Genomic DNA, 25,116 nt, shown 5'->3' with positions numbered 1-25,116 from the left:
GCCCTGGGTGCTGTTCAATTATCAGGAGCTAACCTCTTATGTTTCATCCCATTTCACAATTTGTAACGCTTGCCGTTTCCGGACTGATCGCCACCATGATCGGGGGCCTCATTCTTATTGATCCTATCGCTTTTCATGTCAGCGCGGGTATCGACGTTGGAAGCCAAACCGCTTTGACCAACGAACTCAAAGCTGCGGGGAGCGTCGTACTGATGACCGGCATACTAGCGTTGACTGCAATCGCGCGGGTGCGACTGCGTGCGACGGCCCTCGCTGTCAGCGCCTTAGTCTACGGATCCTACGGCTTTGGTCGTGTATTAAGTTTTTTAGTTGATGGTATACCTAATACGGCCTTGATCTCGATTGCAGTTCTGGAATTGGTGATCGCTGCGGCCTGCATCGTCTTAGTGTCTCGATACTCTCTGCGTGCAAAACCTGCCTTCACCTAAAGGAGGCTGTATTTGCGACGAAGCAAAATCTTTGTCCACAGCCAAAAAATGCGCTTGACCCTGACACTAGTGTCAAGCCGCTACCACTGTCTGCGCATCGTAGTGATGAATAACTTACAGACAGGAAAATCTGAAATGACACAGAATGACCATTGGCAAAATAGGGTCGCGATCGTGACTGGCGGAAGCTCTGGCATCGGCAAAGCGACGGCCTTGGCGCTTGTTGCACAAGGCGCGAAGGTGCTGATTACGGGGCGCAGTGATGAAAAGCTTGCCGAAGTAGCGGCGATGAGTGACGCAATCGCAACATTGCGGGCGGATAGTGCCGATGCCGATAGCGGCGCGCAAACCGTCGAAGCAGCGACAAGCAAATGGGGGCGTCTTGATCTCGTTGTCAACAACTCGGGAGCTGGTCAACCGCTTCTCATGGCGGCGTATGACGCCGATATCATTGCCAACATGTTCGCCGTGAATATCGTGGGCCCCTCCTTGTTGGTAAAGGCAAGCCATACCGCTCTGCGCGAAAGCAAAGGTGCCATTGTGAATATCGGAACAGCAGTGAGCCAGAATGCCGCGCCGATGTTGGCACATTACGCAGCAACCAAAGCTGCACTGGACCATTTGACCAAGTCATGGGCCATAGAGCTGGCTGGCGACGGAATTCGGGTGAATGCAGTTGCTCCTGGCCCGGTCAAAACGGGTGCGCTGACTGGAATGATGGGGTTGCCTGACGAAATGGCGCAACAAATCGAAAACCAAGAGGCAGCGCAGGTGCCACTGGGGCGTCGCGGTGTGACAGATGATATTGTTCCATGGATTCTGCGCCTAGGTCGATCCGACAACGCATGGCTTACGGGGCAAATTCTCACAGTGGACGGCGGCTGGTCGCTGCGAAACTGAGGAGGAATTGGCGCTGGGGGATGCATACCATCTCTCAACGCCGCTCTTGTTTGGCGGTTGAAACACTTCCATCTATGTCAGTCTTAGCAAGAAAGGGTTTGAAATGCAGGCCAAGGAAGCCGCCGAACAGCTTAGGATTACGCGACGCATGTTGCGCCACTATGAGAAACAAGGATTGATGACGGTGGGTCGTACGCTCAACGGCTACCGGCATTACCGCGAGGCGGATCTTCGTCGCGCAGGTCGTATCCGCGACTTTATAGCGACCGGTTTTTCCACCCGTGAAATCCGCGCTATGAGTGCGTGCCTATCGGATGAAGGGTCTGGACCGTGTGAAGGCGGTATCGAGAAATTAACAGAAAAGCTCGCGCATATTGAACGGCTTCGGACTGACTTGGACGAGCGTCGAGACGCACTTCTTGATCGTCTTGCTAGCCTGAGAGGGGGACTTTCTAGCGCTGATCGGCCAAGTCAACCGTTAGACACCCCAGTTGCTAGTTCTGTGCGCCATCAACCTCGAGCAGTTTAGTGTCTTTGGCGTACTGCTGTGTATAATTGATCGAAATTACGCCGCGACCTGAGCACTGCTCACAAACTCATAGAGTGCCGATGAAGCTGCCGACGACAAGACCCCCACGACCTCCCTGCTGCGAAAACCAGTGGGCGGGTTGGGTGGTTCACTGATTTATACCACCTGCTTGATTAACCATCCGGTATATTAGCTGTAACGATGAATACATCGGACCAGCTTGAAGCGGCCTTTGGCGCGTTATCCAATCCGGCCCCGAGAGCGATCCTTGCGCATCTGGCACAAGGCGAAGCGACCGCAAACACACTGGCGGAGCCCTTCGAAATGAGCCTGCCTGCCATCTCAAGACACATCCGTGTGCTAGTGAATGCGGCCCTGACCACGAGGGGGCGTGACGCGCAGTTCCGGCCCTGCACCCTGAATACACAGCCACTATGGGTATGCCCGATGGCCACCCAGATATAACTGAAGTCATCGTCGACTTGAAGGAAGCGAATGGCAAAACAACAATGACAATGGTGCATGTTGGTGTGCCTGAAGGCTCCGCAGGTGATGGAGGTGGGAACCAAGCCTTCGACAGTCTTGACCAGCTTATCAGGCAGTCCAAGTGAACGGGGATCAGACACCACAGGAGAGCTGGAAACCAATACCTTTGCCGCTGAAATTACTGTCTGTGGTTATGGTTCTGTGGGCAGTCGGATCAGCGATGCATTTACCAAACCTGTTCGAAAGCGGTTTGCCGTTACTGGGTACTTTTGTGTATGGACGCACAGCATTTCTTGTGGCCCTGTTTTTCGACTTCATCGAACCTGGGGTATTCCTATATACCCTTTGGAACAGAAGGCCGTGGGCCACAAACTGGGCCTTTTTCAATATTGGATTGTTCATTCTCAATGGGACTGTTGCACTGTTCATAGTGAGCGATCAGCTTGGCCTTACGCAAATCTTGGGGCCAAACCTTGTCAGTATGGTGATGCTGGCGGTGATCTTCTGGAAGCAAACATATTTCGTCGAAGCGGACTGACTTTTTCAGCCGCAGCTCAGTCTTCAGGTTTCCAATCTGGCTGCGTTGCAAATGAAATCACATCTCGTCCAGGCTGATCCCAATGTGGCTTGTCGCGTTCAAAAATGACGACTTCAACATTCAACCCATCGGCATCATCCATTGCGCCAAGCGTCAGTGTTAGATGACCGGGTAACCAGGTATTCTTTCCACAAATCGGGCTGCCGCAGTTCCCACAGAATGCCTTCATGACTTCTGAACCCTTTCCTTATGAATATCTGAATTCGCCTAACTTCCCACTCACGGTAACCGCATCTGAACCGAACATGGCACCCACGGCATGGCCTGTTCCACTTAGTCGGCGGCACTCTTCACAATGGAATTGTACAACAACGATTGGCTTCCCGATTGCCATATAGGTAACACCGCCGCAAAGGCAGCGCCCGGAGTATTTCGATTTCATTTGCGGGTGCCAACGTTCATTTATTATTGAGATACTCCTGCATCGACAGCGAAAAACTCTAAGACGTTGTCATCTGGATCACTAACACGAAAGAACCGAAATGGCCCTTCTACAATGACAGCGGCGCTTTCTAAACGATTTGGTGCGATTGCCCTTACTCTCTCAAACGTATCCTCGATGTCACTCACTTTGATATATGCCCGCATCGTGTCACCCTGAATTGCGTCCGCAGCGTATATCTCGCGTGAAACGACGGCATAAAATCCACCCGCGACATCGAACCCAACGAGGCTCGGCACTTGCCGGGGTAACGGTCAGACAAAACGGGAAAGTAAAGAGGCCGAAACAGTACGTTAGTATTTTTGATTTCATCAGGTGCCAGCCCCTTCTGGATGCCCGTCGTTCTGAGGCGCATCATCACAAATCTTGTACCATGAAGGCTTTTCACCAACGAATTCGTGGGATTGGTTGATCAGGCTTAGATTTCCATCGATGGTGTTTGCCGCGATTGGGAAACTGTCGTCAGTAGACAGTATTTCACCTAAGGACGTGCCACAGATTTTGCAAAAACACCGCTCATAAATGTACGGGGCGGCCGGTTGGAACACCTGCACGCTTTCCTTACCCGTCACCCACTTGAGGTCTTCCTTTCTCACAAATGCAATGGCGCCCGCACCAACTTTACGGCACCTTGAACAGTGGCACGTGCCGACAAACGACGGTTCGTTCGCCAGTTCAAATTGGACTGCTTGGCAGCAGCAACTACCCTTTATCATGGTTATCTCTCTTTATGTCAGATGGGCATGTCAGATATGCGTTCTTCACATGTTTGCCTGGCAACCTAAATATGGCATGCTGACAGCATCATGGCAGCATTGAATGGGAGTGCGAAATTTGCGGAAAGCGGAACGGCTATTCGAAATTGTCCAGCTTCTTCGCCTCGCGCGCGGACCCATATCCGCACAACATATCGCCAACGAGCTAGGGTCATCCAAGCGTTCTGTTTATCGCGATATTTCTGCGCTGATGGCTCAAGGTGTGCCAATCCGTGGAGAAGCTGGTGTGGGGTATGTACTGGAAAAAGGCTTCGACATGCCGCCGTTAATGCTGACGTCAGACGAGTTGGACGCCGCCGTTCTTGGGGCGCATTGGGTCGCAAGCCGAGGTGAACCTGACCTCGCCAAAGCTGCTCTCAACCTACTTGCGAAGATCGAAGTGGTTGTGCCCGAGCGCCTGAGGGCGCACGTCTTGGAACCAGCAACCAGCGTAGCCCCCGTTCCTTCACCGCTAGAAATGGTAAATTCTTCAATACTGAGAAATGCTATTCGCGGGCATCGGAAAATGACGCTAGAATATCGTGGCAGTGCTGGCGACGTCACGCAGCGCGTTATCTGGCCAATTTTGCTTGGTTATAGGGATAGCGGTCGCATTCTTGCGGCATGGTGTGAGCTACGCAAAGGTTTTCGTTACTTCCGCACCGACCGGATGATTTCAGCGGATGTCCTGAACCAGCGTATTCCGGAAAGCTCGCTCTTGCTTCGCGTGCGATGGCGAACCGCAATGGATGTTGAACGCGCAACATACATGGAATTTTAGGGCTGTGGCGTTCACCTGAAGCTATGTTTTGATCGAATCTCCCAAGCTCAGATTAAGTATACCCCGCAGTTCGTCTAAGTTGTCAAAGCCTGCACGCTTGGCAAATTCGGTTTCTGCTTTTTCCAAGGCTTGCCGCGCATTGGTTGCCAAAATCACCCCTTTTGGTGTCACGACAATGTTCTTTTGATTGCGCGGAACAGGATCAGGTTTCAGTGGCAGAAACCCCTCATTCTGCATTTCAGTTGTCGTGCGATAGATTGCCTGCCGTGTCACACCTAAGCGCTGCGCAACGGCGCTTGCTTGAGTAGCGCCACAGTCAAGACTGGCCAAAAATGTCAGATGAGGCTCGGTCAATTCAGTGTAACCTTTACCGTGCAAAATGCCGAGCACACTTTGATAAATCCAACGCGCGCCAGACTACATCAGCAGACACAGTGCCGGTCGCGGAGCAGCCCCAGTTGTAAGCTTTGTTGCCAAGATAGGCTATCTCCAATTAGTTGCCAGCACTGTTTGCAAGGTCAGATCGACGATGACTAGCCTTAGACTTTTGCTCCGCCTCAGTGCAGCAAGTTGTCTGGCTTTCGGTATTATGTGTATTTTGATGCCAGAAGCTGTTTCAGGCTTTCTTGGTGGCCGGCCGACAGGGTTTGCGCACATCGTCGGGGTGGGCCTGATTATGAATGGTCTATATCTTTCCGAGGCGTCCAGTCGTACTGCCATTCATCCAGTTGAGGTCGTCTATTTCGCCCTCGGCGATCTACTGTGGTGGCTTGGATCACACCAATTAATCACAGATGGAAGCTGGATCACCACAAGCTCCGGCGTCATCGCTACGATTGTTGTCGCATGCGGTGTCTCGGGTTTGGGAATAGTGCATCCTTGCTCTTTCGCATCTGATCCCTTGGGCGCCACTATTGATATGGCTGATCTGGCATCGCCAAGACTACATGTACGTTTTGACCTTGGCGTCATTGTAGCAGCCTGCCTGATCATGGACGTGTATGATCTCTGGCGCTTTTTGCGGCGTGACAGAGCGGTATTGGGATCGCATACGGACGAATATTGAGAAGAAAGCCCAAACGTCGAACAGCACTGAGATTACTTTCGCTGCAGAAAGGTCGAATGACCGGTTTCTCCGCTGCATGACAGCACAGCTCTCTTTGCGCGCCCCGAAATTCTAGCGCTGCGATTGCACGCAGCAAGTGAATTGAATTTACAGATAAGGCTGATTGTGTTGAAAAACTCTTGCTCGATCGAAGGGTCAATCGCTGGCTCAATTCCTTTATTGATTGGGGGATTTGGCGGTGATGGGACCAAAGCAGGAGGCGCAAGGGGCGCTGTTTTATGAGTTCTCTCTGGAGGATCATGTCCCGCAAGATCACCTGCTACGGTCGATCGACTGGTTCGTAAACCTGAGCAGTATCCGCGAACATCTGTCGGATTTCTACAGCCACACGGGTCGCCCCTCGATTGATCCTGAGCTTCTCATCCGCATGCTTTTGATCGGATATTGCTTCGGTATTCGCTCTGAACCTCGCTTATCGCTGGTTTTGCCGTCTCGATTTAAACGATCCGATCCCGGATCACTCCAGCTTTTCAAAGAACCGGTATGGTAGGTTCCGCGAAAGCGATCTGTTGCGCCGCGTGTTCGAGACGACCGTTGCGCGATACGTGCGAGAAGGCCTTGTTGGCGGACAGGGGTTTGCCATGGATGCCAGCTTGATCAGTGCTGATGTCCAGAAACAGAACTCCAGCAACCCTGAATGCTGGGAAGCCCGTGTGGCTGACGCTAACGATGCACCACGCGCGGTGCGGGACTATCTCGACACGCTGGACGACGAAGCCTTTGGTGCGGCCGCTACGACAAAGCCCAAGTTCACTGCTCATGCCAATCCAGCCAGCCAATGGGCTGCCGCACGCAAAGGCCCCGCATTCTTTGCGTATTCCACCAATAATCTGATCGATACTGACCACAGTATCATCGTTGATGTGGATGCCAGCCGCTCCAACAGGACTGCCGAGGCTGGAGCCATGCGCAAGATGATCGACCGGACCGAAGAGATATTTGGCTTGAAGCCGAATTGGATTGCTGCGGACACGGCCTACGGGTTGTCTGGCAATCCTGTTTGGCTGGCACTCAAACGCAAGATCCTGCCCTTCATTCCCGTCTTTGATGAGGGCGAGCGGACTGATGGAACATACTCCGGACCAGACTTCACATGGGACTATGAGAATGATCGCCACATCTGTCCTGGCGGCAAAGAGATAAAGCATACGCGGCGCACCTATTCCGATCCCGCCTAGAACGCGCAAGAATGGAAAGCGCGCAAATACCGGGCCCTTCAATCCGATTGCATCGATTGCCCATTAAAAGCCAATTGCTGTACCAAATCAGACACCCGCGCGATCCACCGCGAGCAATATGAGATCGTCCGGGAATTTCCCCGCCAATGTACAGCGTCAGAGTTCAATCAAATCGCGCAGAACCGACGGAAGAAAGTCGAGATGCTCTTCGCACACCTCAAACGAATCCTTGGCTTGGGTAAGCTCCGATTACGAGGCCCATGTGGCGTCCAAGACGAATTCACCTTAGTAGCAATCGCCCAAAACCTTCGGAAACTCGCCAAACTCAACCCGTTGGTGCCCGCCACAGGCTAACACCGTGGTCGACATACAGACGTCCAAGTAAAATCATGGCGATAACTCACTTGGAAAGGCTGAAACCAGCGAGTTTTTTTAACACAATCAGCTCTTTGCTGCCGTTCGCTGCGGTTGCAAACGAAATCACCGCCAAATCGGAAGGCGAGAGGTGGCAACGCGAACTTTCCAAACCTTGCGGTCAGCGTGACCGACGACTGCTTTTCATATGCTGCATCTGCAGTGAAACGCACCGAGGGCGAAAAGCAGCTGTTCGCTGCGCGATGGTTGGACGTCAGGTCTACAGGTTATAGACTCAAGGTAATCGCAGCGGCGGAAGATTGAGATTTCGATTGAAAACGAGTGGAACCAAAACCGCTTCGGAATAAGAGAGGTCTTGGAAACGGCTTTCCAATTTGGAACAGCTTGACTGCCTACGTACTGCTATTTTGCTGAGGCAGAGTAGCAGCGGACAAGCGCCTGTAAACCATACTCACACGATATCATTTCAGTAAAAGGGCGTAGTCGCTCACCAACAGATGCAGTGGAGCAACATCTTCTTCGATCTGGGCAAAGCGACCAATCGGCTCGCGGAAAATATTGTCGTTGAGGTCGTCGTTCACTGTGGACACTTCGCCGATCAAGACATCACCACCTTCGGCCCAAAAGGCGTGCCAGTCCCCTGGCATCAATGTCACGCTTTCACCGGGAGCGAGTTTGAGTTTTTCGCCCGCATGAAAGTCCCGCAAGATGCCGTCGCAAAGCACTTGTCCCCCCCTGTCCGCGCAAAAATCTCCCTTATCGCCAGAGCCGAAAAGCTCGATCACCAAAGTAGCTCCGCCTCTGTTGATGATGTCTTCTGTTTTTTCGACGTGGGTATGCATGGGGCTGAGTTGATCCTGCCGCGATATCAGAAGTTTCTCGGCGTAGCACATACCTTTGCCCCGCCGCAGGTCTGCAAGACGTCCGTTGCGCAGGGTGAAGAGGAACAGCCCCATTTGGTCGAAGTCCCCTGCGCCGTAGTCTGTGATATCCCATCCGCATCTCGCATCAATCAACGCCGAAGCAGCGCTTTTGCGTGCCTGAAATTCGGAAGGGCTCCAATAGGCGAAGGGCGGGAGCGAAAATCCGAACGAACGTATCATGTCGTCCGCTTGTGACATGATTTCGTTGATGCGGGAGCGCTTCATTTCTTTTCCTTAATGGTGTCTGGATATGGTTTCTACGGTGCGGACAATCTAAGACAGACCCGCGTTTGATTTGAGTAGGAAATGGGACCAGATCGGACCGCAAGCGGCACCAATTTCGCGGGCTTTTCGGCCCATCGTGCCCGCCTCGATTTGAGGGGGAATTAGACCGCGGGTATCTTGGTTAGCGATATATCTGCGGGTCCGTTCTACCAATGTCTGTTTAACGTCTGGTGGTAGGCCCCCATCGATCATGACAGCTTCAAAATCGATGACCGCGCATGTAGAGAGCGCCGCTTTTGCCAGCTCTTGCGCTGTTTGCCTGATCCAAGGCTCCACATAACGTTCATAAGGGGCCCAATCGTCGCTGTTCCAGAGACCACTTGGGTCAAGGCCGACTTCGGCGAGGCGCGCCTCCAACAGATGGATAGAAGCGATATCAATCAACTGGCGGCTCTCGCCATTGGGGCCAACACTGCGCAGCGATCCCAGCGCACCTGCATTGCCCTGATGCCCCTCGAAAACTGAGTTATTCAGCACGATGCCACCGCCGACAAACGCCGCAACAAAGAAGTAGGCATAGTCACGAAACTCCTTGCCGCGGCCGTAGATATGCTCTGCGCGACAGGCGGCGGTCGCATCATTGACGATATGCACGGGCAGGTCGGAGAAATGTGCAATCTCGGCGTGGAAGTCGATATCTTTCCAAGCAGAGAACTCTTCTGCGCTGGCCCCCACCATTTCATGCCAATTCCAAAGCTCGAACGGAGCGGCGATACCGATACCGCAAATGCGCTCTTGCAAAGGGGCTGAGAGGCTTTGGATCAGCTCCTCGCTGGCCAGCCTGAGAAATTCAAACACATCGGCAGGAAGGGGGTATTGAAAATGTGTGCTGCGTTCATCGCGTACGGTGCCGTGAAAATCCATCAAGACGATCTTGGCGCTGCGGCGGCCGATGTTTACGCCGAGCGAGAAGGCACCATCCGCAGCCAGCGCCATGGGCACCGATGGTTTGCCCACCTTGCCTTTTACCGGCGTTCCACGAGCGAGCAGTCCGTCCTTTTCCAGCTTTCTCAGAATGACAGAAACGGTTTGTGGCGAAAGACCTGCGACACGCGCAAGATCACTGCCCGGCATGGGGCCATTGCGCTGAAGCATAGACAGCAACAGCCTCTCGTTGTGGTCGCGCAACCCTCTCTGGTTCACGCCGCCACTTAAACTTCTGATCTTTGACCCATCCATACCTTTAGGCCTTACATGCATATCGTGCTGGAATGAAGGTGGCAGATTGAATTAATAAATCAAGTTTATTTATTTATTGACGTGAGGTTGAGAATCGCATTACCTCAAGCCAATTCCGCAAGATGCGGGAACTGTCTCCGATCAATCGGAAAACGTCTGGGAGGACTTCATGAAAAAACTACTCGCAACAACGGCTGTCGCATTTACCACTTTGTCTGGCGCTGCTTTTGCAGATGGCCACGGCATCACGGCATGCTTGATCACAAAGACTGACACCAACCCCTTCTTCGTAAAGATGAAAGAGGGCGCAGAGGCCAAAGCGGCCGAGCTTGGCATGACGCTGAAATCCTTCGCGGGCAAAGTGGACGGCGACCACGAAACGCAGGTCGCAGCCATTGAGACATGCATCGCTGACGGCGCAAAAGGCATTTTGCTGACGCCGTCCGACACATCATCCATTGTATCTTCGGTCCAGCAGGCACGCGATGCGGGTCTGGTTGTTATCGCGCTCGACACGCCCCTGTCGCCGATTGATGCTGCTGATGCGACATTCGCCACAGACAACTTCCTCGCGGGTGAGCTGATCGGCAAATGGGCTGCGGCCAAACTCGGTGACGAAGCCGCAAACGCCAAGATCGCATTGCTTGACCTTGCCGTTTCACAGCCGACTGTTGGCGTGCTGCGCGATCAGGGTTTCCTGCAGGGCTTTGGCATTGATCTGGCCGACCCGAACGTAAACGGGGACGAGACCGATCCGCGTATTGTTGGCAACGACGTGACCGCAGGTAACGAAGAGGGTGGCCGCAAGGCGATGGAGAACCTTCTGGCCAAAGATCCGATGATCAACGTGGTCTACACCATCAACGAGCCAGCAGCGGCGGGTGCCTATGAGGCGCTGAAATCCATCGGGCGCGAGAATGACGTGCTGATCGTCTCTGTCGATGGCGGTTGCCCCGGCATTGCGAACATCAAGGATGGCATCATCGGTGCCACGTCCCAGCAGTATCCGCTCTTGATGGCCTCCAAGGGCATCGAAGCGATCGCCGCATGGGCCAAAGACGGCACCAAGCCCGCTTTGACACCAGGCAAGGACTTCTTTGATACAGGTGTTGCACTGGTTACGGACACGCCTGTTGACGGTGTCGAAAGCATCGACACCGTAGAGGGTACCAAGCTCTGCTGGGGCTAATCGCCCATCGGCCCTGAATGGGTTTTGATTACAAAAGGGGCGGCGGTGTTCGCCCCTTTTCAACGGTAAGGGAGGATAAGATGTCCAACACAGATACCACCAAGGACGGGGTCGCTAAATTCGAGGATCCGCGTCGCGGGTTTATGGGTACGGTTCAGCACGTTTTGCATACCAACCCCGCTCTTGTGCCCTTGATTGTGCTTGTGGCCTCTATCGTCGTCTTTGGCCTTCTGTTGGGCTCGAAATTCTTCTCTCCCTTCGCATTGACCCTTATCCTTCAACAGGTGCAGATTGTGGGCATCGTTGCCGCTGCACAGTCATTGATCATTCTGACCGCAGGCATCGATCTGAGTGTGGGCGCAATCGCAGTGATCTCTTCGGTCGTGATGGGTCAGTTCACATTCCGCTACGGTTTGCCCGTCGAGGTGGCGGTAGCGTGCGGTCTGCTGGCGGGCACAGCCATCGGATACGTCAACGGCTGGCTTGTGGCGGTGATGAAATTACCGCCGTTTATCGTGACGCTTGGCATGTGGCAGATCGTGCTGGCCGCCAATTTTCTCTACTCAAAGAATGAAACCATTCGCAGTCAGGACATCGCAAACAACGCGCCGCTGCTGCAACTGCTGGGTGCCAAGTTTAATATTGGCGGCGCAGTCTTTACGGTGGGTGTCGTCTTTCTCGTCGTCCTTGTAGCGGTTCTGGCTTACGTCTTGCGCCATACGGCGTGGGGTCGCCATGTCTATGCCGTGGGTGATGATGCCGACGCGGCGGAATTGTCTGGCGTCAATGTCAAAGGAACGATCATCTCCGTCTATGCCGTTGCGGGACTGATTTGCGCCTTTGCAGGCTGGGCATTGATCGGGCGGATCGGCTCTGTATCTCCCACATCAGGACAACTTCTGAACATCGAAAGCATCACGGCTGTGGTCATCGGAGGCATCTCGCTCTTTGGCGGGCGCGGCTCGATCCTCGGTACATTCTTCGGCGCGCTTATCGTAGGGGTGTTCACACTTGGGCTGCGCCTCATGGGGGCGGACGCACAATGGACTTACCTGCTCATCGGCGTGCTCATCATCGCAGCAGTCGCAGTGGACCAGTGGATCAGAAAGGTAGCAGCATAATGGAACCTATTCTCAAAGGCCGCGGCCTTGTTAAGCGATATGGCAAAGTGACGGCACTGGATCACTGTGACTTTGACCTGATGCCAGGTGAAATTCTTGCCGTGATCGGTGATAACGGTGCGGGGAAGTCTTCGCTTATCAAAGCAGTGTCGGGTGCGGTGATCCCCGACGAGGGACAGGTTTACCTCGAAGGCAAAGAGATCAATTTCAAATCTCCCATTCAGGCCCGCGATGCCGGTATCGAAACCGTCTATCAGACGCTCGCCATGTCACCCGCACTATCGATTGCGGATAACATGTTCATGGGCCGTGAAATCCGCCGTCCGGGCATCCGCGGCTCGCTTTTCCGCCAGCTTGACCGGCCAGAGATGGAGCGTCTGGCCCGTGAAAAACTGACAGAGTTGGGATTGATGACGATCCAGAATATAAATCAAGCCGTCGAAACATTATCAGGTGGCCAACGCCAAGGTGTCGCCGTAGCGCGCGCTGCGGCGTTCGGGTCAAAAGTGATCATCCTCGATGAGCCAACGGCGGCTCTTGGGGTCAAGGAATCGCGCAAAGTGCTGGAACTCATTCAGGACGTGAAATCTCGCGGTATTCCAATCATTCTCATCAGCCATAACATGCCCCATGTATTCGAGGTCGCCGACCGCATCCACGTCCACCGCTTGGGTAAGCGGTTGTGTGTCATTAATCCCAAAGACTACACCATGTCGGATGCTGTCGCATTCATGACGGGGGCGAAAGAGGCTCCATCAGAGACGGCAAGCGCTTGATCGAGTTTGCCGATATCGCGCAGAGGATCACTGATGTTCCGCTGCGACGGGGGCGGCGGATCATCGCTGTTGCGGGTCCTCCTGCAAGTGGCAAATCCTATCTCGCCAAGAAGCTGAGCGCCAGAATTCCCCACGCTTGTGTTGTGCCGATGGATGGATTTCACCACAGCAACGACCATCTGCAAGCGCGAGGGTTGCTGTCGCGCAAGGGAGCGCCCGAGACTTTCGACGTTGCCGGTCTTGTTTCCCTGTCAGAGCGGATGCGGCACGCAGGCGAGGTTCCATTCCCTACATTTGATCGGGCCCGCGATTGCGTTGTGCCAAACGGTGGATGCTTGCGCGCTAGCGATACAACAGTATTGGTAGAAGGCAATTATCTGCTTTTTGATGCACCGCCATGGGATGGTTTGGCCAAGCTTTGGGATTTTGGCATCGTTCTTGATGTCCCTTTGGCCGAACTCCGAAACCGGCTCCTCAAGAGGTGGCTGGATCTGGGATATGACAGCGATGCAGCGGTCAAGAAAGCCGAAGAAAACGATCTGCCCAACGCGCGGTTGGTGAATAGTAAATTGCTCCCTGCGGATATGGTTCTATCTGGATAACATCAGTTCTTTGCTTGGCGAAACTAAACTCCATTGTCGTCAAAAGACGGTCCGATGCCTATTTCCAAAATCAGCTAAAGATGTGATATCTGGTTGGTATTTAATAAACATCTACCTTCAGAGGCTATGGTTTGAATGGTGTGACCCGCTGCCGCGCTGCTTCCGAGGGGAGGTCGTATGCCCGAACCGACCGATGCTGAAAGCTCTGTCTGAGACGGTTCCATTGAATTCGAGCCTTGCCAATCAAGCGCTTTGCGCCGATTCTCAAGGCAGCGCGTCAAATGGTATGCTTGCGCGGGCAATACGGTTGAATTTGCAAACGGGTGCGACGCGTTTTGGATAAGGGATTTCAACAGGGCATTACGCTTCGGCACTTGCGCGCTCTTGTGGCGCTGTCTGATCTTAAATTGATCGCACGGGTGTCTGAGGCGCTTGGGGTGACGCAGCCCGCTGTTTCAAAGCAGATTGCCGAGTTGGAAAAGATCGTTGGCGTGCCTGTCGTCACGCGCGATCGTAACAGGTTGTATCTGACACCGATCGGCATCCGCCTTGCCGATCATGCGCGACAGGCTCTTGGTCAACTTGATCGCGCAGCATTCGACATCGAGGCAATGACGAGCGGGGTTTCGGGTTCTGTTTCTGTCGGCGTCGTCAGTTCGGTAGCACCCGTGCTCTTGCCGCGCACGATCGCGTTGTTCAAGCGGAGCACCCCGCAAGCAAATGTTTCGGTTTCCGAGGGCCATTTTGTAGAGCTGCTGCCGCAGTTGGAGACCGGCAAGCTGGACCTGTTGATTGCAAGGATTTGGCAGCCTCAGGAACTGGAGGGCATCGACCAAATGGCATTGTTTTCAGAACCTGTGGTTGTTGTGGCGGGCCGCGATCATCCGATGGGGCAAACTGAAGATGTGAAATGGGCAGATGTCGCGAGCTACCCGTGGATATTGCCACAGCCGAACTCTGTTGCGCGGCAGGCAGTAGATGCGTTGTTTGCGGCGAACGGACTATCACCTCCGAGCAATACAATTGCATCTCTGTCACTGGCGCTGAACCTTGAGCTTTTGCGTGTGATGCCAGCACTTGGTTTGCTGCCTCAAAGGCTTGCGCAGGCGCAAGCCGCGCGGGGCGAACTTGTTACGCTACCACTCGATACGCGTGACCTTTTGTCCGAAGCACGCTGCTTTTGGCGCAAAGACCAATATGCGCAGAACGCTACCTTGTCTTTATTCCTTAAATGCCTCCAGCAAACGACCGACGACCCGCCAACCATTCCATTTGGTTAATGTATCTAGCGCATATTTCACTATTTATGACCCTAACCATCCATTACCTTAACCAAACACACGGTTTGGGAGGGCTTGGGTGTCTGTTGTATTTTTCATGAGTGTTGGGGCAAGCCGTTGAGCACAGCAGCTCTACGCGCTTTGTCTGCTTGCGAGGTGCTTGCGGCGTTCAAGGCAAAGAGCCTGACGCCCAGTGATTATCTGCAGGCCTGCCTCGATGAGATTGCGCGCTCTAATCCCAAAATCAATGCTTTGACGGCTCTGGATATCGAGGGGGCCACCGGTGCTGCTGCCGCTGCGACGACGCGTTGGCAGGCAGGATGCTCGATAGGTCCGCTCGACGGGTTGCCGATTGGTGTGAAGGATTTGCAAAACACCAAAGGCTTATTGACCACCCACGGCAGTATTCGCGCACGGGGTCATATCCCGGATGACGACTTGCCGATGGTTGCGCGCCTGCGGGCGGCGGGCGCACTCATTCTTGCAAAGACAAATGTCCCTGAAATGGGAGCGGGCGGAAACAGTCGCAATCGGGTTTGGGGGGCAACTGGCAACCCGTTTGACGCCAATCTCATCGCGGGCGGCTCGTCTGGCGGTTCCGCCGCAGCACTTGCAGCCAACCTTTTGCCCCTGTGTACAGGCTCGGACACGGGTGGATCGCTCCGCATGCCCGCAGCGCTTTGCGGTGTGGTTGGCTACCGCCCTTCTGTTGATGTGATCGCCCATCCCACGCGACCCTTGGGCTGGTCGGGCATCTCGGTTCTTGGCCCAATGGCGCGAACGGTGGATGATCTGACACTGATGCTGGATGTGTGTCAGGGCTATGATCCTGATGATCCGCTTTCCGCTCCTTCCGTTACAGGACGTTTTACAAAGCTTCACTCCACTGAGTTGAAAGATTTGCGCGTTGGTTTCAGCGAAGACTTTGGCGGCGCACCGGTTGAGCAAAGTATCCGTGAGACTTTTCGAGCGCGTCTTGAGGTATTGCGTCCGCAGGTCAAGGAATGCCGTGTGGCCGACCTCGATTTGGGCGATATGGATCGCTGTTTCGACATTCTACGGGCCGAGAGTTTTGGCGTAGCCTTTGGCGAGGCCGTGGCCCAAGATCCCGACAGCTTTGGCGCGCATATCAGAGATAACGTTGCCCTTGGACATACCATGTCATTGGCCGACCGTGGCTGGGCCCATGCCGAGCAGACGCGCATCTTGCGCAAATTCAACGCGCTGATGACCCAGTTTGATGTCATCGTGCTGCCAACATCGCCAGTATCGCCCTTTGCATGGACGCAGTCCTATGCAGATGAGATCGGCGGGCAAAAAATGGATATTTACTACCGCTGGCTAGCGCTGTGCTACCGCGGATCTTTAACGGGTGGCCCTTCAATTACGCTGCCTTGTGGGCGCGACCACAACGAGATGCCCTTCGGGTTTCAAATGTTGGGACCAGTTCGGGGCGACGAAAGGCTGCTGGCGGCAGCAAAAGCGGTAGAAACTCTATTTGCACGCTCCGAACAGACAGCGCGGCCTTTGGCAAATATGCAAACCCTCCCACACTCGGATGTGGATCTGACATCCATTGTGACGCATCCACCTGATCTGCGCGCAGCGCCTACATCCGAAAACCCCGCCCTGCGGACGGCAGTGTAATATGTGGCTCATCCCTATCATTTTCGTGCTTCTGCTTATTAGCGGCACAGCCTTTGCCTATCTGATGGGCGCGGTATCGGTCCTGACGTTCATCGCCGTCGACAAAACCCAGTTTCTGTCGATCCTGCCACAACGCATTTTTGCTCAATTGGACGTTTTTGCCTTTATGGCGATGCCTTTGTTCATTCTCACTGCCGAGATCATGAGCCGCGCAGGAGTAACCCGCAGCCTGATCGATTTCGCCATGTCTATCGTTGGACGCTTTCGCGGTGGGTTAGGGCATGTGAACATTCTCACGAGTGTATTCTTTGCAGGTATTTCAGGCTCTGCCATTGCCGATAGTGCCGCGCTCTCTCGGACATTCGTGCCAGAGATGAAGGAACGCGGCTATGATCCCTATTACGCGGGGGCCATCACTGCGGCGTCTTCGATGATCGGGCCGATCATTCCTCCGTCGATTATCATGATCATCTATGGCGGGCTGACAGGTGCTTCTGTTGCGGCTCTGTTTATTGCTGGTGTCATCCCCGGCCTGATGCTCGCCGCTGCGCTGATGATCCTGAACGCAGTCATCGCGCACATGAAGGGGCATCCGGGCGGTGCATCCGACGACCTGCCGCGCTTTATGCCCAGCTTGCTCAATGCGGCACCTGCTTTGTGCTTGCCCGTAGTGATCCTTGGCTCGCTTGTCTTCGGGCTTGCCACCCCGACAGAAGGCTCTGCCATCGCGGTGTTTTTCGCGCTCATGGCCGGCCAGTTCTACAAGGGGCTGAACTGGCGGATGATCTTCGACGCGGTTGAGGCCACAGCCAAGATGACCGGTACGATCTTTATCATCCTCGCAGCAATCTCGGTGCTGGGCTATCTTGCGGGCCAGTTGGGCTGGTCCAGCGCGCTGGCCAATTGGGTCGACTCCTTTGGGCTGACCGGCACGAAATACCTGTTTTTCCTTGTGGGTATTTTTCTGATCGCAGGCATGTTCATGGACACGCCAGTGGCCCTGACCCTGCTGATCCCGCTGTTTGCGCCGCAAGCAATGGAGCAAGGCATCAGCCCGATCCACCTTGGCATCGTGCTGTGTTTCAATCTGTGTGTGGGCCTGATTACGCCGCCGCTGGGCAAATGCCTTGTGGTCGTGTCCGCGCTCACCAATCTCAATTACTGGCGGCTCGCTTATGCTGTGCTGCCTTTCGTTTTCGTTCAAGTGCTGCTGTTGCTGGCGTTGGTCTATTGGCCTGCGCTCTCACTCACCCTACCGCGCCTGTTCGGATTTTCTGTGAACTAACCAATACTAAAGGGAGGACGACCAATGAAACTCAAGGCACTCACACTGGCGGCGTTGCTTGCAATGTCCACATCAGTCTCTGCGGAGGTCAAGATCGCACTGGACGGGAAACCAGACCTCGAACAATCGGGATCCTACAACTGGTCCTATACTTTCGCCGAGGCGTTGAAGGCTGGCGGGATGGAAACACGCGAAATGCCGCGCGGCTCCGTTGGCAATGAAGCCGAGAAATTCGATCAGGTCTCGACGGGCTTGCTGGAAATCTCAATGTCCGACGTGCGCGCAGTCGCACAGGTTGACCCGTTTATCTATGGCGTGCGCCTGCCATATGTCTTTGACGATATTGCACATATGGATCGTGCGTTGGCTGCTGGTGATGTCTTTACCCGCGTGAACGAGAACCTTGCCAAGCAAGACGCGATCTTGCTTGCCCTTGCGCCGCTTGGGCCAGCCTCTGGCGTGATCACAACCACGCAGGCCGTGCGTTCGCCCGCCGATATGTCGAGCCTGCGCATGCGCGCTTTGGATGATGCACAGATCGCGATGTATGAGGCATGGGGCTCCAGCGGCACAATCGTGCCTTGGGGCGAAGTGCCTGCGGGCCTGCAAACGGGCGTGATCGATGGCTACCTGAACTCACCTTTCGTGCCGGTGATGTTCGGCCAGACCGACTTCGTCAAAAACTTTGCCACGGCAGATGTGATCTGGCCAATGCGTGCCGTGATTGCGTCAAAGCAGTGGTATGATGGTCTGTCAGATGCCGACCGTGCAACCGTTGATGCGGCCGTTGTGACAGCAGATGCCGCGACACGCGCATGGCTGGGTGAAGCGGCAGAAAAAGGCCTCGCCGCACTTGAGGAAAAGGGCGTGACTGTCCAACGCCTGACACCTGAAGAGCGTGCTGTCTTCCGCGAGGCATCCTTGCCAGTCTACGATTCAGACCTGATGACAGCCGAAGACACCGCGCTTTGGAAGAAGCTCTCTGACGAGAACCGCTAAAACACTTGGCGGGCTGCCCCTCGCGGCCCGCCATCCACAACGGGAGAGACGCATGCGCCACCTCATCGTCAGCACCAGCGACCATTTGCATCTCGCAATGCGCAGCGTTGCGGTTCTTGCGGTCTGCTTGATGTTCCTGACGGTCGTCGTGCAAATCATCGCGCGTTACGTTTTCTCTTCCCCTCCTGTCTGGACCGAAGACGTCGCACGCTATGCAATGGTCTGGACTGGCCTTCTTGGGGCAACACTGTCGTTCAAAACGCAGTCGGATGCAGTGCTGATGCAAAGCGTGTTTCCCGACCCGCCGCATATCCTTGCCGCTTTTGCAAAAGCGGTCCAAAGCGCTGCAGTCCTGACCTTCATCCTGCCCGTGATTTACTTCTGCTTTATCGGACTGCGGGGCGGGTTTGCAAAAGGGTATCTTGCACGCCAATCAGGTCTGACAGCGGATACGCTCGGGATACCCATGGTCTGGATTTCCGTGGCGGTCCCCCTTTCCATGATCATCATCCTGATCCATCTCATCGCCAGATGGGCGGGAGATGATACATCGGAAAATACCACGACCCAGATCGACTAAAGTATAGGGTTTTAGGTAATATCCAAAGGCGCATGAGCGCATCGGTTTGCGAGCTGTCAAGTTGGCTTTCCTGTTGTCAGCTCCACAATATCGCTACACACCCCAACCAACCTCCGCTTCGGACAAGTGGCGCCATACCAACGCCAAGCTCAATCAATGTACTTATAATGGCCGTGCTCTCTGGGCCAAATTTGCCTGCTTCCCGAAAGAGGGCTCGGAGCCACCATTAGGTCGGTCGCAGGATGTTCGCATTACGGGCGCAAAAGCAGCGTCAGGGACGGCCCTTAGGAGACATTTACCAGCCACCATTTCCTGCAAGAGCGGTATCTAGGGCCATGTGACCTCATAGCTTGCAGTCGAGGTGGGCATTCATCGGGGCTGAACGAAAGTCCACTTCTCTCGATTACCGCAGAATGTTTCGAACGACGATATCTGGCGTTAGAAATGTTGTCGGTACCATGACAATTTCGGGATTACGCATTCGTTGATCATGACCTCACCATTTTTGCCGTTCGAGGGGGCGACGAGACCCTCGCCGTTTTGTCAACACTGGGTCCGGACCCGCTCAGTTGGGGCACCTCAAAACCAAAAAGTTGAGGAGGCACCGGCACTTTTCCGTGCCCTCAGGATTTTCTGGACCCAAACTTTGGATACCTGCCTCGGACACCATGACAACCCAACTTTTTCTTGCTTTTTATTAAAAAATTCGCAACTTTTTCTCTCGCGTGCACTAAAGCGCACGCAGCCCAGCAATAAAATTTAAATTCTATTTTCCATCTTTATTTCAAACGTCCCACAAAATTTAGAAAGAAAACCTTATGCCGCAGGAAACCTCTCGCACCGATGTACGCGTAACAGCCAATGATCAAAACATGTGGGCTACAGGTGACGCCTTCATTGTCGAGTGGGGAGATTACATCCCGCTTATCGGCGGGGAAATCATCAATTACAAAGTGGTATCGGTAGAGCAGCCTGTCATAGGGCGGGTGACTTTTGAGGGGGATCAAGTGACTTGGGATGCGGCGGGTGCCGTCATTGAACAGTCACAAACTGTCGAGGTTTTCTACACGGTGAGGGACGAAGGCGGCTTCGAAGTCCCAATGACGACCACGCTCGACCTCGAAAACACGTTGCGGGGTCTCGAGGTGAGCGTGGAAGGTTCTGACGCGGAGGTGGGCCAGCTTACTTTTGATGCCGTTCCGATCGAGTTCCGGCTGGTTGATCGCGAATATTTGACGCTGGAAAAATTCATTGATTTCGATATTGATCTTGATGCCCGAGAAGCCTTGGAAGACAGCGGTGTTCTGGGAACCCTGCGTGCGGCACGTGATCAGGCAGCGGCCGATCTGAATGCGGCGAATGCGACACTCAATACCGAAGCGTCACAAGCGAGCACGGCCGCCAACAAGCTTGCAGATACCGCCGAAACCTGGGGTCTGACGGTCGCAAAAGATATCGCCAGCGGTTTTGCTACCGTGACCCAGACCGCGGTCAATATTACCAGCGTTGTGTCCGAAACCGCCCGATCCGGGCTTGCCACGACGTATAGCGATATCATCGAGTCCCTGATCGGTCAGATAATCTTTATCAACGCGGAGATACAGATACTTGAAGGGCGCAAGACTGCCGCATCCACAGGGATGGGGCATCTTATCGACATTTATAACCATGTCGCCGGGTCTGAGTCACTAGCGACACCCGATGATGAAATGCTGCCTGTTGTTGTGGATGCGATCAACGCGGTGGTTGAGGCATCCGACATCTCCGGGTTCAACTTTGTCTCGAACGGTGACACGTACAAAGCCCTGCTTGATCTTGTCAGGGTCGGCAATCCGTCCGCGGGGATCGCCCCCGGCTCATACAGAGAGTTCCTGAGCGACCTTGATGGCGCCACGGCAAACCTTGTCGCCGAGCGCAACGCGATCGAGAATGCGCTGGATACCGTTATCGCACAATACGAGGCACTCGACCCCATTCAAAAATTTATCTTCGGGTATGTCGATTTCGTAAATGGGCTGATCGAAGGCGGGCTCGACGCCATCGTGGATACGGTGAGTGGGGTGAACTCCCAAGCCCAATCCGCCGCTGCGCAGGCCCAGACCAATCTCAACCAGAACGGTGGGACGGCCGATATCGGGGATGTGCTGTCCGACCTTGGTAATGTGATCGAAGAAGGGGCCGAAGCCGCGGCTGCTGCGGTGGCCGCAAGTGCGGCGTCGGTTGCAGCGACTACGACCCAAGCGACACTTGATGCAGCCAACGCCATCGGGGAAGGCAACAAGCTGAAGTTTGAGCTTGCCCTGGACGCCCAGGCCTCGGCGCAAGCGGGCATTGTGATCGACTTGCGTTTTGACGGCGGGTCGGTGGACAGCAACCTCGACTATGCGCTGACCTCCACATCGACCTATGATGCAGTGGCCGATACGTTCACGATCCTTCCGACCGCGACAAGTGCGACCACAGGCGAAGAGATTGCCTTTACCACCATAAGCCCCAATGCCCAGTTCTATGTGGGCCTTGCGTATTTCGCGGATGTTACGGTCGACATCATGACCGAATACTTTGGCAAGGCCATCGGCTTTGATCTGTTCGACAGCGAGGGCCCTAGCACGTCCACCGAGTATTTCTCGATCAGCGGCGTCTTTGACATTATCGACATCGACACTGCCAACCTTGCAGACGCTGGCATCCTGCCGGACCTGCCTATCGCGGCCTTCCAGCTGCCCGAATTTAACGAAGACAACCAGATCCAGATCGAATTCGGCAACTGGGTGGATGAGATCATCACAGGTTTGTACTTTGGCATCCCCATTCTTGAGACCGAAGGCAAGGAAGCCGAATTTTCGCCTGACTTTTACAAGGACGAGACGAATGTCCTCGATAACCTCAAAACAATCCTGTCCGATTTTGCCAGCGCACAACTTGGCTTTTCAGAAGACTTCAAAACCTTGCTGGAGGCCAACGGCGCGCCCACCGAGTTTGGCGAGACCGACTTCTTCGAAATTATCGAGGCGGTCTTCGACTCGCTGACCGCCGCTGACGAGATCAGCGATGACGGCTTTATCCCGATTATCGAGCTTGCAGTTGGCTCGGACACAGCACTGTTCCACATCGACACATTTATGAACGATATCTCTGGCCTTGATCTGGCCAATGTCGGCTCGCTTGGCTTTTTCACTTCGTCGGGCACCTCGAACGAGGTCGCCAAAATCGAGATAGACGTCGACACATTGGCCACTGTTATTGTTGGCCAGGTGCTGGGTATTCCCCCGGAGACATCGGTCAACTTCAACCCGCTCCAGCGCGGCTGGAGCCTGGCGGACGAGCTGGAAGAGTCAGACCTTACCACAGAGCAGCAGGCGGTGATCAACAGTGCTGTTGCGCTGGACTTTGGTCTGGACATTGCCGATCTCAAAATCGGTGCGGATGCGGCTTTCGACCAGAAGTTTGCGCTGCGCATTGATGACATGGACTATCAGGTCACCTTTGAGGACGGCACATCACAGCGTATCCTTGCGAGCGCTGCCGAAGCATTGGTGTTTGAAAATGTCAGTGCGCTGGAAGACGTCAACGGCGATGGCGAGATTGACTATACCCTGACCCTGACGCCCGACGCAGAGTTCTTCAACGATACCGAACTGAAGCTCGCCATTGGCTATACGCTCGATATTCTCAAGGCCAATCTCGAACTTGGACTGTCGCTGCCACTGTCACAAATCCCCAATCTGGGGCTGACGGACATTGAAGTCTTCGAGCAGAACCTCGCGCTTGGGCCACTCTTCCGCGCTTCGGCCGATCTCGATTTGTTGACGGTCGATATCTTTGAGGATCGGTTCGATTATTTGGCAGGCACTGCCGCCGTCGAAGGGTCTTTCGTGTTGCCCGACGTCAACAGCGCCCCAACCGGGAGCGTTTCCATCGAAGGTACACCGAGGGTCGGGGAGACGTTGACGGTCGCGTCAACGTTGATGGACGAAGACGGTCTGGGCGAACTAAAGTATCAGTGGGTCAATGGCCCGGACATTGACTACGCTCTCAGCGGGGGAGTGCTCACGACTATCAATTCGGACGGCACCACAACATTCCTCACAGATAGGGCATTCAGCGCCGAAGCAGCCGGATTGCTGGTAGGTGAGACCGGTAATTCCTATACGGTGACAGAAGCGGACGAAGGCAAAACGATTTCTGTCCGCGTAAGCTATGTTGACGGCGGCGGGACACGCGAATTCGTTGATGCCTCTCTGCCATCGGTCATACCGGTCACATCGCTTGGCACATCATCCGATGATCTGATCATCGGAACGATTCAGGCCGAAGAGATTTTGGGTCTTGAGGGCGCTGACACGATAAGTGGCGGCGGAAGCACGGATATACTTAGTGGCGGCGAAGGTGGCGACCATCTTTATGGTGATGGGTTCGAGCTTCGCTATGCATTGCCCGAAGCAAACCAGGTGTTCCGCCTGTACCAAGCGACGTTCAACCGTACACCAGACGAGATGGGTCACAAGCACTGGACCAGCGAACTTTTCACCGGCAACAGGACTCTTGCCGAAGTGCGCGACGGCTTCGTCGGCTCGAAAGAATTTCAAAATACCTACTCCGCGCTCACCAATGCAGATTTCGTAAAGCAAATGTACATCAACGTCCTTGATCGCGACTTTGATCAGGGTGAAGTGTCCCAGACTGAGATCGACAATTGGACCAATCGCATCACAGATACCTTTACCCGCGCTGACGTGGTGAACGGTTTTGCGGAAAGCCAGCAGCTGATCAATAAGACCACGGAGGCTGCGAACAAATTGGGTGTGAACAGTAACCCTGCGATTTGGTCGGACGATGTCTATCGCCTGTACCAGGCGACGCTGGACCGTGAACCGGATGCGGCTGGTTTTACTGGTTGGTTGGGCAGGCTTGCGAACGGTGAGGCGCTGGTTGATATCATTCCGGGCTTCACCAATTCACAAGAGTTCCAGAACGCTTATGGTTCTCTCGACGACCCTGAAGACTTTGTTAAGTTGTTGTATAACAATGTACTAGGCAGAGATTTCGATGCTGGTGAAGTCTCACAAGATGAGGTGACAGGATGGACATCCCAACTGAGTGACACGTTCACTAGTGCAAATCTGGTAAACGGGTTTTCCCAAAGCCAGGAATTTGCAAATAAAACAGCCAGCGATGTGAAGGGTTGGATCCGCGCGCAAGGCGTCGATGATAAAATCAACGGTGGTGCAGATAGCAATGTCCTGGCTGGTGGCGCGATGGCGGATATATTTATGTTCGATCAAGAAGACGGCGCGTCAAACAAAGTGGTTGATTTGGAAGCGTGGGATTATCTGTCCTTCAGTGGCTTTGGATATGATACCGCAGCCGACGCCCGCTCGCACCTGACCCAATCAGCCGGGAACGTTATTTTTGAAGACCAGGGAACAGTCATCACATTCGAGCGGTACCAACTGAACAATGTGACCGACGACATGATTTTGGTCTGACCGCACAAGTCGCGACGGGGAGGCAACGGCGGTTGCGCCCTCCCGCAACCAATGAACATTTAAAGCCGCGCAGTTTGTTCGGGCCTTAGTGGTTGTACTAGGCCCGTTCTTTGGTCTGATTTCGGTTTTCGCAAATTATCAG

Annotated in this window: 22 protein-coding genes and 2 pseudogenes; 19 read left to right on the top strand and 5 right to left on the bottom strand. The window is 54.3% G+C overall.

Annotated elements, in window-relative coordinates:
* Positions 1-38: 38 nt before the first annotated feature.
* The 6 genes from Q0903_RS19070 (at position 39) to Q0903_RS19050 (ending at position 2,902) form a co-directional block, all read left to right on the top strand.
* Positions 39-449: a DUF4345 domain-containing protein gene (locus Q0903_RS19070; RefSeq protein WP_299417883.1), complete on the top strand. Its 411-nt coding sequence runs from the start codon at positions 39-41 to the stop codon at positions 447-449.
* A 135-nt stretch (positions 450-584) separates the two neighbouring features.
* Entirely contained in the window at positions 585-1,349 is a 765-nt protein-coding gene (locus tag Q0903_RS19065; protein ID WP_299417881.1) for an SDR family oxidoreductase, read from the top strand.
* Positions 1,350-1,452: 103 nt separating this feature from the next.
* Positions 1,453-1,878 carry a MerR family transcriptional regulator gene (locus Q0903_RS19800; protein ID WP_366141520.1) on the top strand — a complete coding sequence of 142 codons (426 nt, stop codon included), beginning with the start codon at positions 1,453-1,455 and terminating at the stop codon, positions 1,876-1,878.
* Positions 1,879-2,079: 201 nt separating this feature from the next.
* Positions 2,080-2,343 carry a metalloregulator ArsR/SmtB family transcription factor gene (locus Q0903_RS19060; protein WP_299417879.1) on the top strand — a complete coding sequence of 88 codons (264 nt, stop codon included), beginning with the start codon at positions 2,080-2,082 and terminating at the stop codon, positions 2,341-2,343.
* A complete protein-coding gene (locus tag Q0903_RS19055) occupies positions 2,313-2,489 on the top strand; it encodes an SRPBCC domain-containing protein (RefSeq protein WP_366141519.1) in 177 nt (58 codons plus the stop codon). Before Q0903_RS19060 ends, Q0903_RS19055 begins: the two co-directional genes overlap by 31 nt.
* Positions 2,486-2,902 carry a hypothetical protein gene (locus tag Q0903_RS19050; RefSeq protein WP_299417877.1) on the top strand — a complete coding sequence of 139 codons (417 nt, stop codon included), beginning with the start codon at positions 2,486-2,488 and terminating at the stop codon, positions 2,900-2,902. The genes Q0903_RS19055 and Q0903_RS19050 overlap by 4 nt, the downstream gene beginning before the upstream one ends.
* Before the next feature lie 16 nt (positions 2,903-2,918).
* Here Q0903_RS19050 and Q0903_RS19045 read toward each other — a convergent pair.
* Together Q0903_RS19045 and Q0903_RS19040 are read right to left on the bottom strand one after the other, a co-directional pair.
* Positions 2,919-3,134 (bottom strand): annotated as a pseudogene (locus tag Q0903_RS19045) (GFA family protein); the annotation flags it as partial.
* A gap of 581 nt (positions 3,135-3,715) precedes the next feature.
* Positions 3,716-4,120, bottom strand: coding sequence for a GFA family protein (locus Q0903_RS19040; protein WP_299417875.1), 405 nt, complete (start codon positions 4,118-4,120; stop codon positions 3,716-3,718).
* A gap of 118 nt (positions 4,121-4,238) precedes the next feature.
* Here Q0903_RS19040 and Q0903_RS19035 point away from each other — a divergent pair, with 118 nt between their 5' ends.
* Positions 4,239-4,940: a YafY family protein gene (locus Q0903_RS19035; protein ID WP_299417873.1), complete on the top strand. Its 702-nt coding sequence runs from the start codon at positions 4,239-4,241 to the stop codon at positions 4,938-4,940.
* 21 nt (positions 4,941-4,961) lie between these two features.
* Here Q0903_RS19035 and Q0903_RS19030 read toward each other — a convergent pair whose 3' ends face one another.
* On the bottom strand, positions 4,962-5,294 hold the full coding sequence (locus Q0903_RS19030) for a MarR family winged helix-turn-helix transcriptional regulator (protein ID WP_299417871.1): 333 nt from the start codon (positions 5,292-5,294) through the stop codon (positions 4,962-4,964).
* A gap of 247 nt (positions 5,295-5,541) precedes the next feature.
* On the opposite strand from Q0903_RS19030, the gene Q0903_RS19025 reads away from it, so the two are divergent.
* Positions 5,542-6,006: a hypothetical protein gene (locus tag Q0903_RS19025; protein ID WP_299417869.1), complete on the top strand. Its 465-nt coding sequence runs from the start codon at positions 5,542-5,544 to the stop codon at positions 6,004-6,006.
* A 238-nt stretch (positions 6,007-6,244) separates the two neighbouring features.
* A pseudogene (locus Q0903_RS19020) lies at positions 6,245-7,598 on the top strand (IS1182 family transposase).
* A 482-nt stretch (positions 7,599-8,080) separates the two neighbouring features.
* On the opposite strand, the gene Q0903_RS19015 reads toward Q0903_RS19020, so the two are convergent.
* On the bottom strand, positions 8,081-8,767 hold the full coding sequence (locus Q0903_RS19015) for a D-lyxose/D-mannose family sugar isomerase (RefSeq protein WP_299417867.1): 687 nt from the start codon (positions 8,765-8,767) through the stop codon (positions 8,081-8,083).
* A gap of 48 nt (positions 8,768-8,815) precedes the next feature.
* Positions 8,816-10,006, bottom strand: a complete 1,191-nt coding sequence (locus tag Q0903_RS19010; protein WP_299417865.1) for an ROK family transcriptional regulator — start codon at positions 10,004-10,006, stop codon at positions 8,816-8,818.
* A gap of 169 nt (positions 10,007-10,175) precedes the next feature.
* On the opposite strand from Q0903_RS19010, the gene Q0903_RS19005 reads away from it, so the two are divergent.
* The 10 genes from Q0903_RS19005 to Q0903_RS18960 all read left to right on the top strand — a co-directional run bounded on the left by Q0903_RS19005 (position 10,176) and on the right by Q0903_RS18960 (position 24,974).
* A complete protein-coding gene (locus Q0903_RS19005; RefSeq protein ID WP_299417863.1) occupies positions 10,176-11,195 on the top strand; it encodes a sugar ABC transporter substrate-binding protein in 1,020 nt (339 codons plus the stop codon).
* Positions 11,196-11,275: 80 nt separating this feature from the next.
* Positions 11,276-12,316, top strand: a complete 1,041-nt coding sequence (locus Q0903_RS19000; RefSeq protein ID WP_299417861.1) for an ABC transporter permease — start codon at positions 11,276-11,278, stop codon at positions 12,314-12,316.
* Positions 12,316-13,092 (top strand): ATP-binding cassette domain-containing protein, encoded by a 777-nt coding sequence (locus tag Q0903_RS18995; RefSeq protein ID WP_299417859.1) that lies wholly within the window; start codon positions 12,316-12,318, stop codon positions 13,090-13,092. Before Q0903_RS19000 ends, Q0903_RS18995 begins: the two co-directional genes overlap by 1 nt.
* Positions 13,089-13,694: a phosphoribulokinase gene (locus Q0903_RS18990; protein WP_299417857.1), complete on the top strand. Its 606-nt coding sequence runs from the start codon at positions 13,089-13,091 to the stop codon at positions 13,692-13,694. Before Q0903_RS18995 ends, Q0903_RS18990 begins: the two co-directional genes overlap by 4 nt.
* Before the next feature lie 335 nt (positions 13,695-14,029).
* Positions 14,030-14,974, top strand: a complete 945-nt coding sequence (locus Q0903_RS18985) for a LysR substrate-binding domain-containing protein (protein ID WP_299417855.1) — start codon at positions 14,030-14,032, stop codon at positions 14,972-14,974.
* Between the two features lie 117 nt (positions 14,975-15,091).
* A complete protein-coding gene (locus Q0903_RS18980; RefSeq protein ID WP_299417853.1) occupies positions 15,092-16,621 on the top strand; it encodes an amidase in 1,530 nt (509 codons plus the stop codon).
* 1 nt (position 16,622) lies between these two features.
* Positions 16,623-17,906, top strand: a complete 1,284-nt coding sequence (locus Q0903_RS18975) for a TRAP transporter large permease (protein WP_299417851.1) — start codon at positions 16,623-16,625, stop codon at positions 17,904-17,906.
* Between the two features lie 24 nt (positions 17,907-17,930).
* On the top strand, positions 17,931-18,905 hold the full coding sequence (locus Q0903_RS18970; protein WP_299031658.1) for a TRAP transporter substrate-binding protein: 975 nt from the start codon (positions 17,931-17,933) through the stop codon (positions 18,903-18,905).
* A gap of 52 nt (positions 18,906-18,957) precedes the next feature.
* Positions 18,958-19,485, top strand: a complete 528-nt coding sequence (locus Q0903_RS18965; RefSeq protein ID WP_299417849.1) for a TRAP transporter small permease subunit — start codon at positions 18,958-18,960, stop codon at positions 19,483-19,485.
* An 818-nt stretch (positions 19,486-20,303) separates the two neighbouring features.
* A complete protein-coding gene (locus tag Q0903_RS18960) occupies positions 20,304-24,974 on the top strand; it encodes a DUF4214 domain-containing protein (RefSeq protein WP_299417847.1) in 4,671 nt (1,556 codons plus the stop codon).
* Positions 24,975-25,116 lie beyond the last annotated feature (142 nt).

Origin of the sequence: uncultured Sulfitobacter sp., from assembly GCF_947502895.1 — a bacterium.
Lineage (GTDB): Bacteria > Pseudomonadota > Alphaproteobacteria > Rhodobacterales > Rhodobacteraceae > Sulfitobacter.
Note: the sequence above shows the minus strand (reverse complement) of the source record. Positions and strands in the feature narration are given on the sequence as shown.

Excerpts from the sequence above, each read along its gene's own strand:
- Q0903_RS19070 (WP_299417883.1), top strand. The coding sequence starts at position 39 with ATGTTTCATCCCATTTCACAATTTGTAACGCTTGCCGTTTCCGGACTG.
- Q0903_RS19065 (WP_299417881.1), top strand. The coding sequence starts at position 585 with ATGACACAGAATGACCATTGGCAAAATAGGGTCGCGATCGTGACTGGC.
- Q0903_RS19800 (WP_366141520.1), top strand. The coding sequence starts at position 1,453 with ATGCAGGCCAAGGAAGCCGCCGAACAGCTTAGGATTACGCGACGCATG.
- Q0903_RS19060 (WP_299417879.1), top strand. The coding sequence starts at position 2,080 with ATGAATACATCGGACCAGCTTGAAGCGGCCTTTGGCGCGTTATCCAAT.
- Q0903_RS19055 (WP_366141519.1), top strand. The coding sequence starts at position 2,313 with ATGGGTATGCCCGATGGCCACCCAGATATAACTGAAGTCATCGTCGAC.
- Q0903_RS19040 (WP_299417875.1), bottom strand. The coding sequence starts at position 4,120 with ATGATAAAGGGTAGTTGCTGCTGCCAAGCAGTCCAATTTGAACTGGCG.
- Q0903_RS19025 (WP_299417869.1), top strand. The coding sequence starts at position 5,542 with ATGCCAGAAGCTGTTTCAGGCTTTCTTGGTGGCCGGCCGACAGGGTTT.
- Q0903_RS19015 (WP_299417867.1), bottom strand. The coding sequence starts at position 8,767 with ATGAAGCGCTCCCGCATCAACGAAATCATGTCACAAGCGGACGACATG.
- Q0903_RS19010 (WP_299417865.1), bottom strand. The coding sequence starts at position 10,006 with ATGGATGGGTCAAAGATCAGAAGTTTAAGTGGCGGCGTGAACCAGAGA.
- Q0903_RS19005 (WP_299417863.1), top strand. The coding sequence starts at position 10,176 with ATGAAAAAACTACTCGCAACAACGGCTGTCGCATTTACCACTTTGTCT.
- Q0903_RS19000 (WP_299417861.1), top strand. The coding sequence starts at position 11,276 with ATGTCCAACACAGATACCACCAAGGACGGGGTCGCTAAATTCGAGGAT.
- Q0903_RS18995 (WP_299417859.1), top strand. The coding sequence starts at position 12,316 with ATGGAACCTATTCTCAAAGGCCGCGGCCTTGTTAAGCGATATGGCAAA.
- Q0903_RS18975 (WP_299417851.1), top strand. The coding sequence starts at position 16,623 with ATGTGGCTCATCCCTATCATTTTCGTGCTTCTGCTTATTAGCGGCACA.
- Q0903_RS18970 (WP_299031658.1), top strand. The coding sequence starts at position 17,931 with ATGAAACTCAAGGCACTCACACTGGCGGCGTTGCTTGCAATGTCCACA.
- Q0903_RS18965 (WP_299417849.1), top strand. The coding sequence starts at position 18,958 with ATGCGCCACCTCATCGTCAGCACCAGCGACCATTTGCATCTCGCAATG.
- Q0903_RS18960 (WP_299417847.1), top strand. The coding sequence starts at position 20,304 with ATGCCGCAGGAAACCTCTCGCACCGATGTACGCGTAACAGCCAATGAT.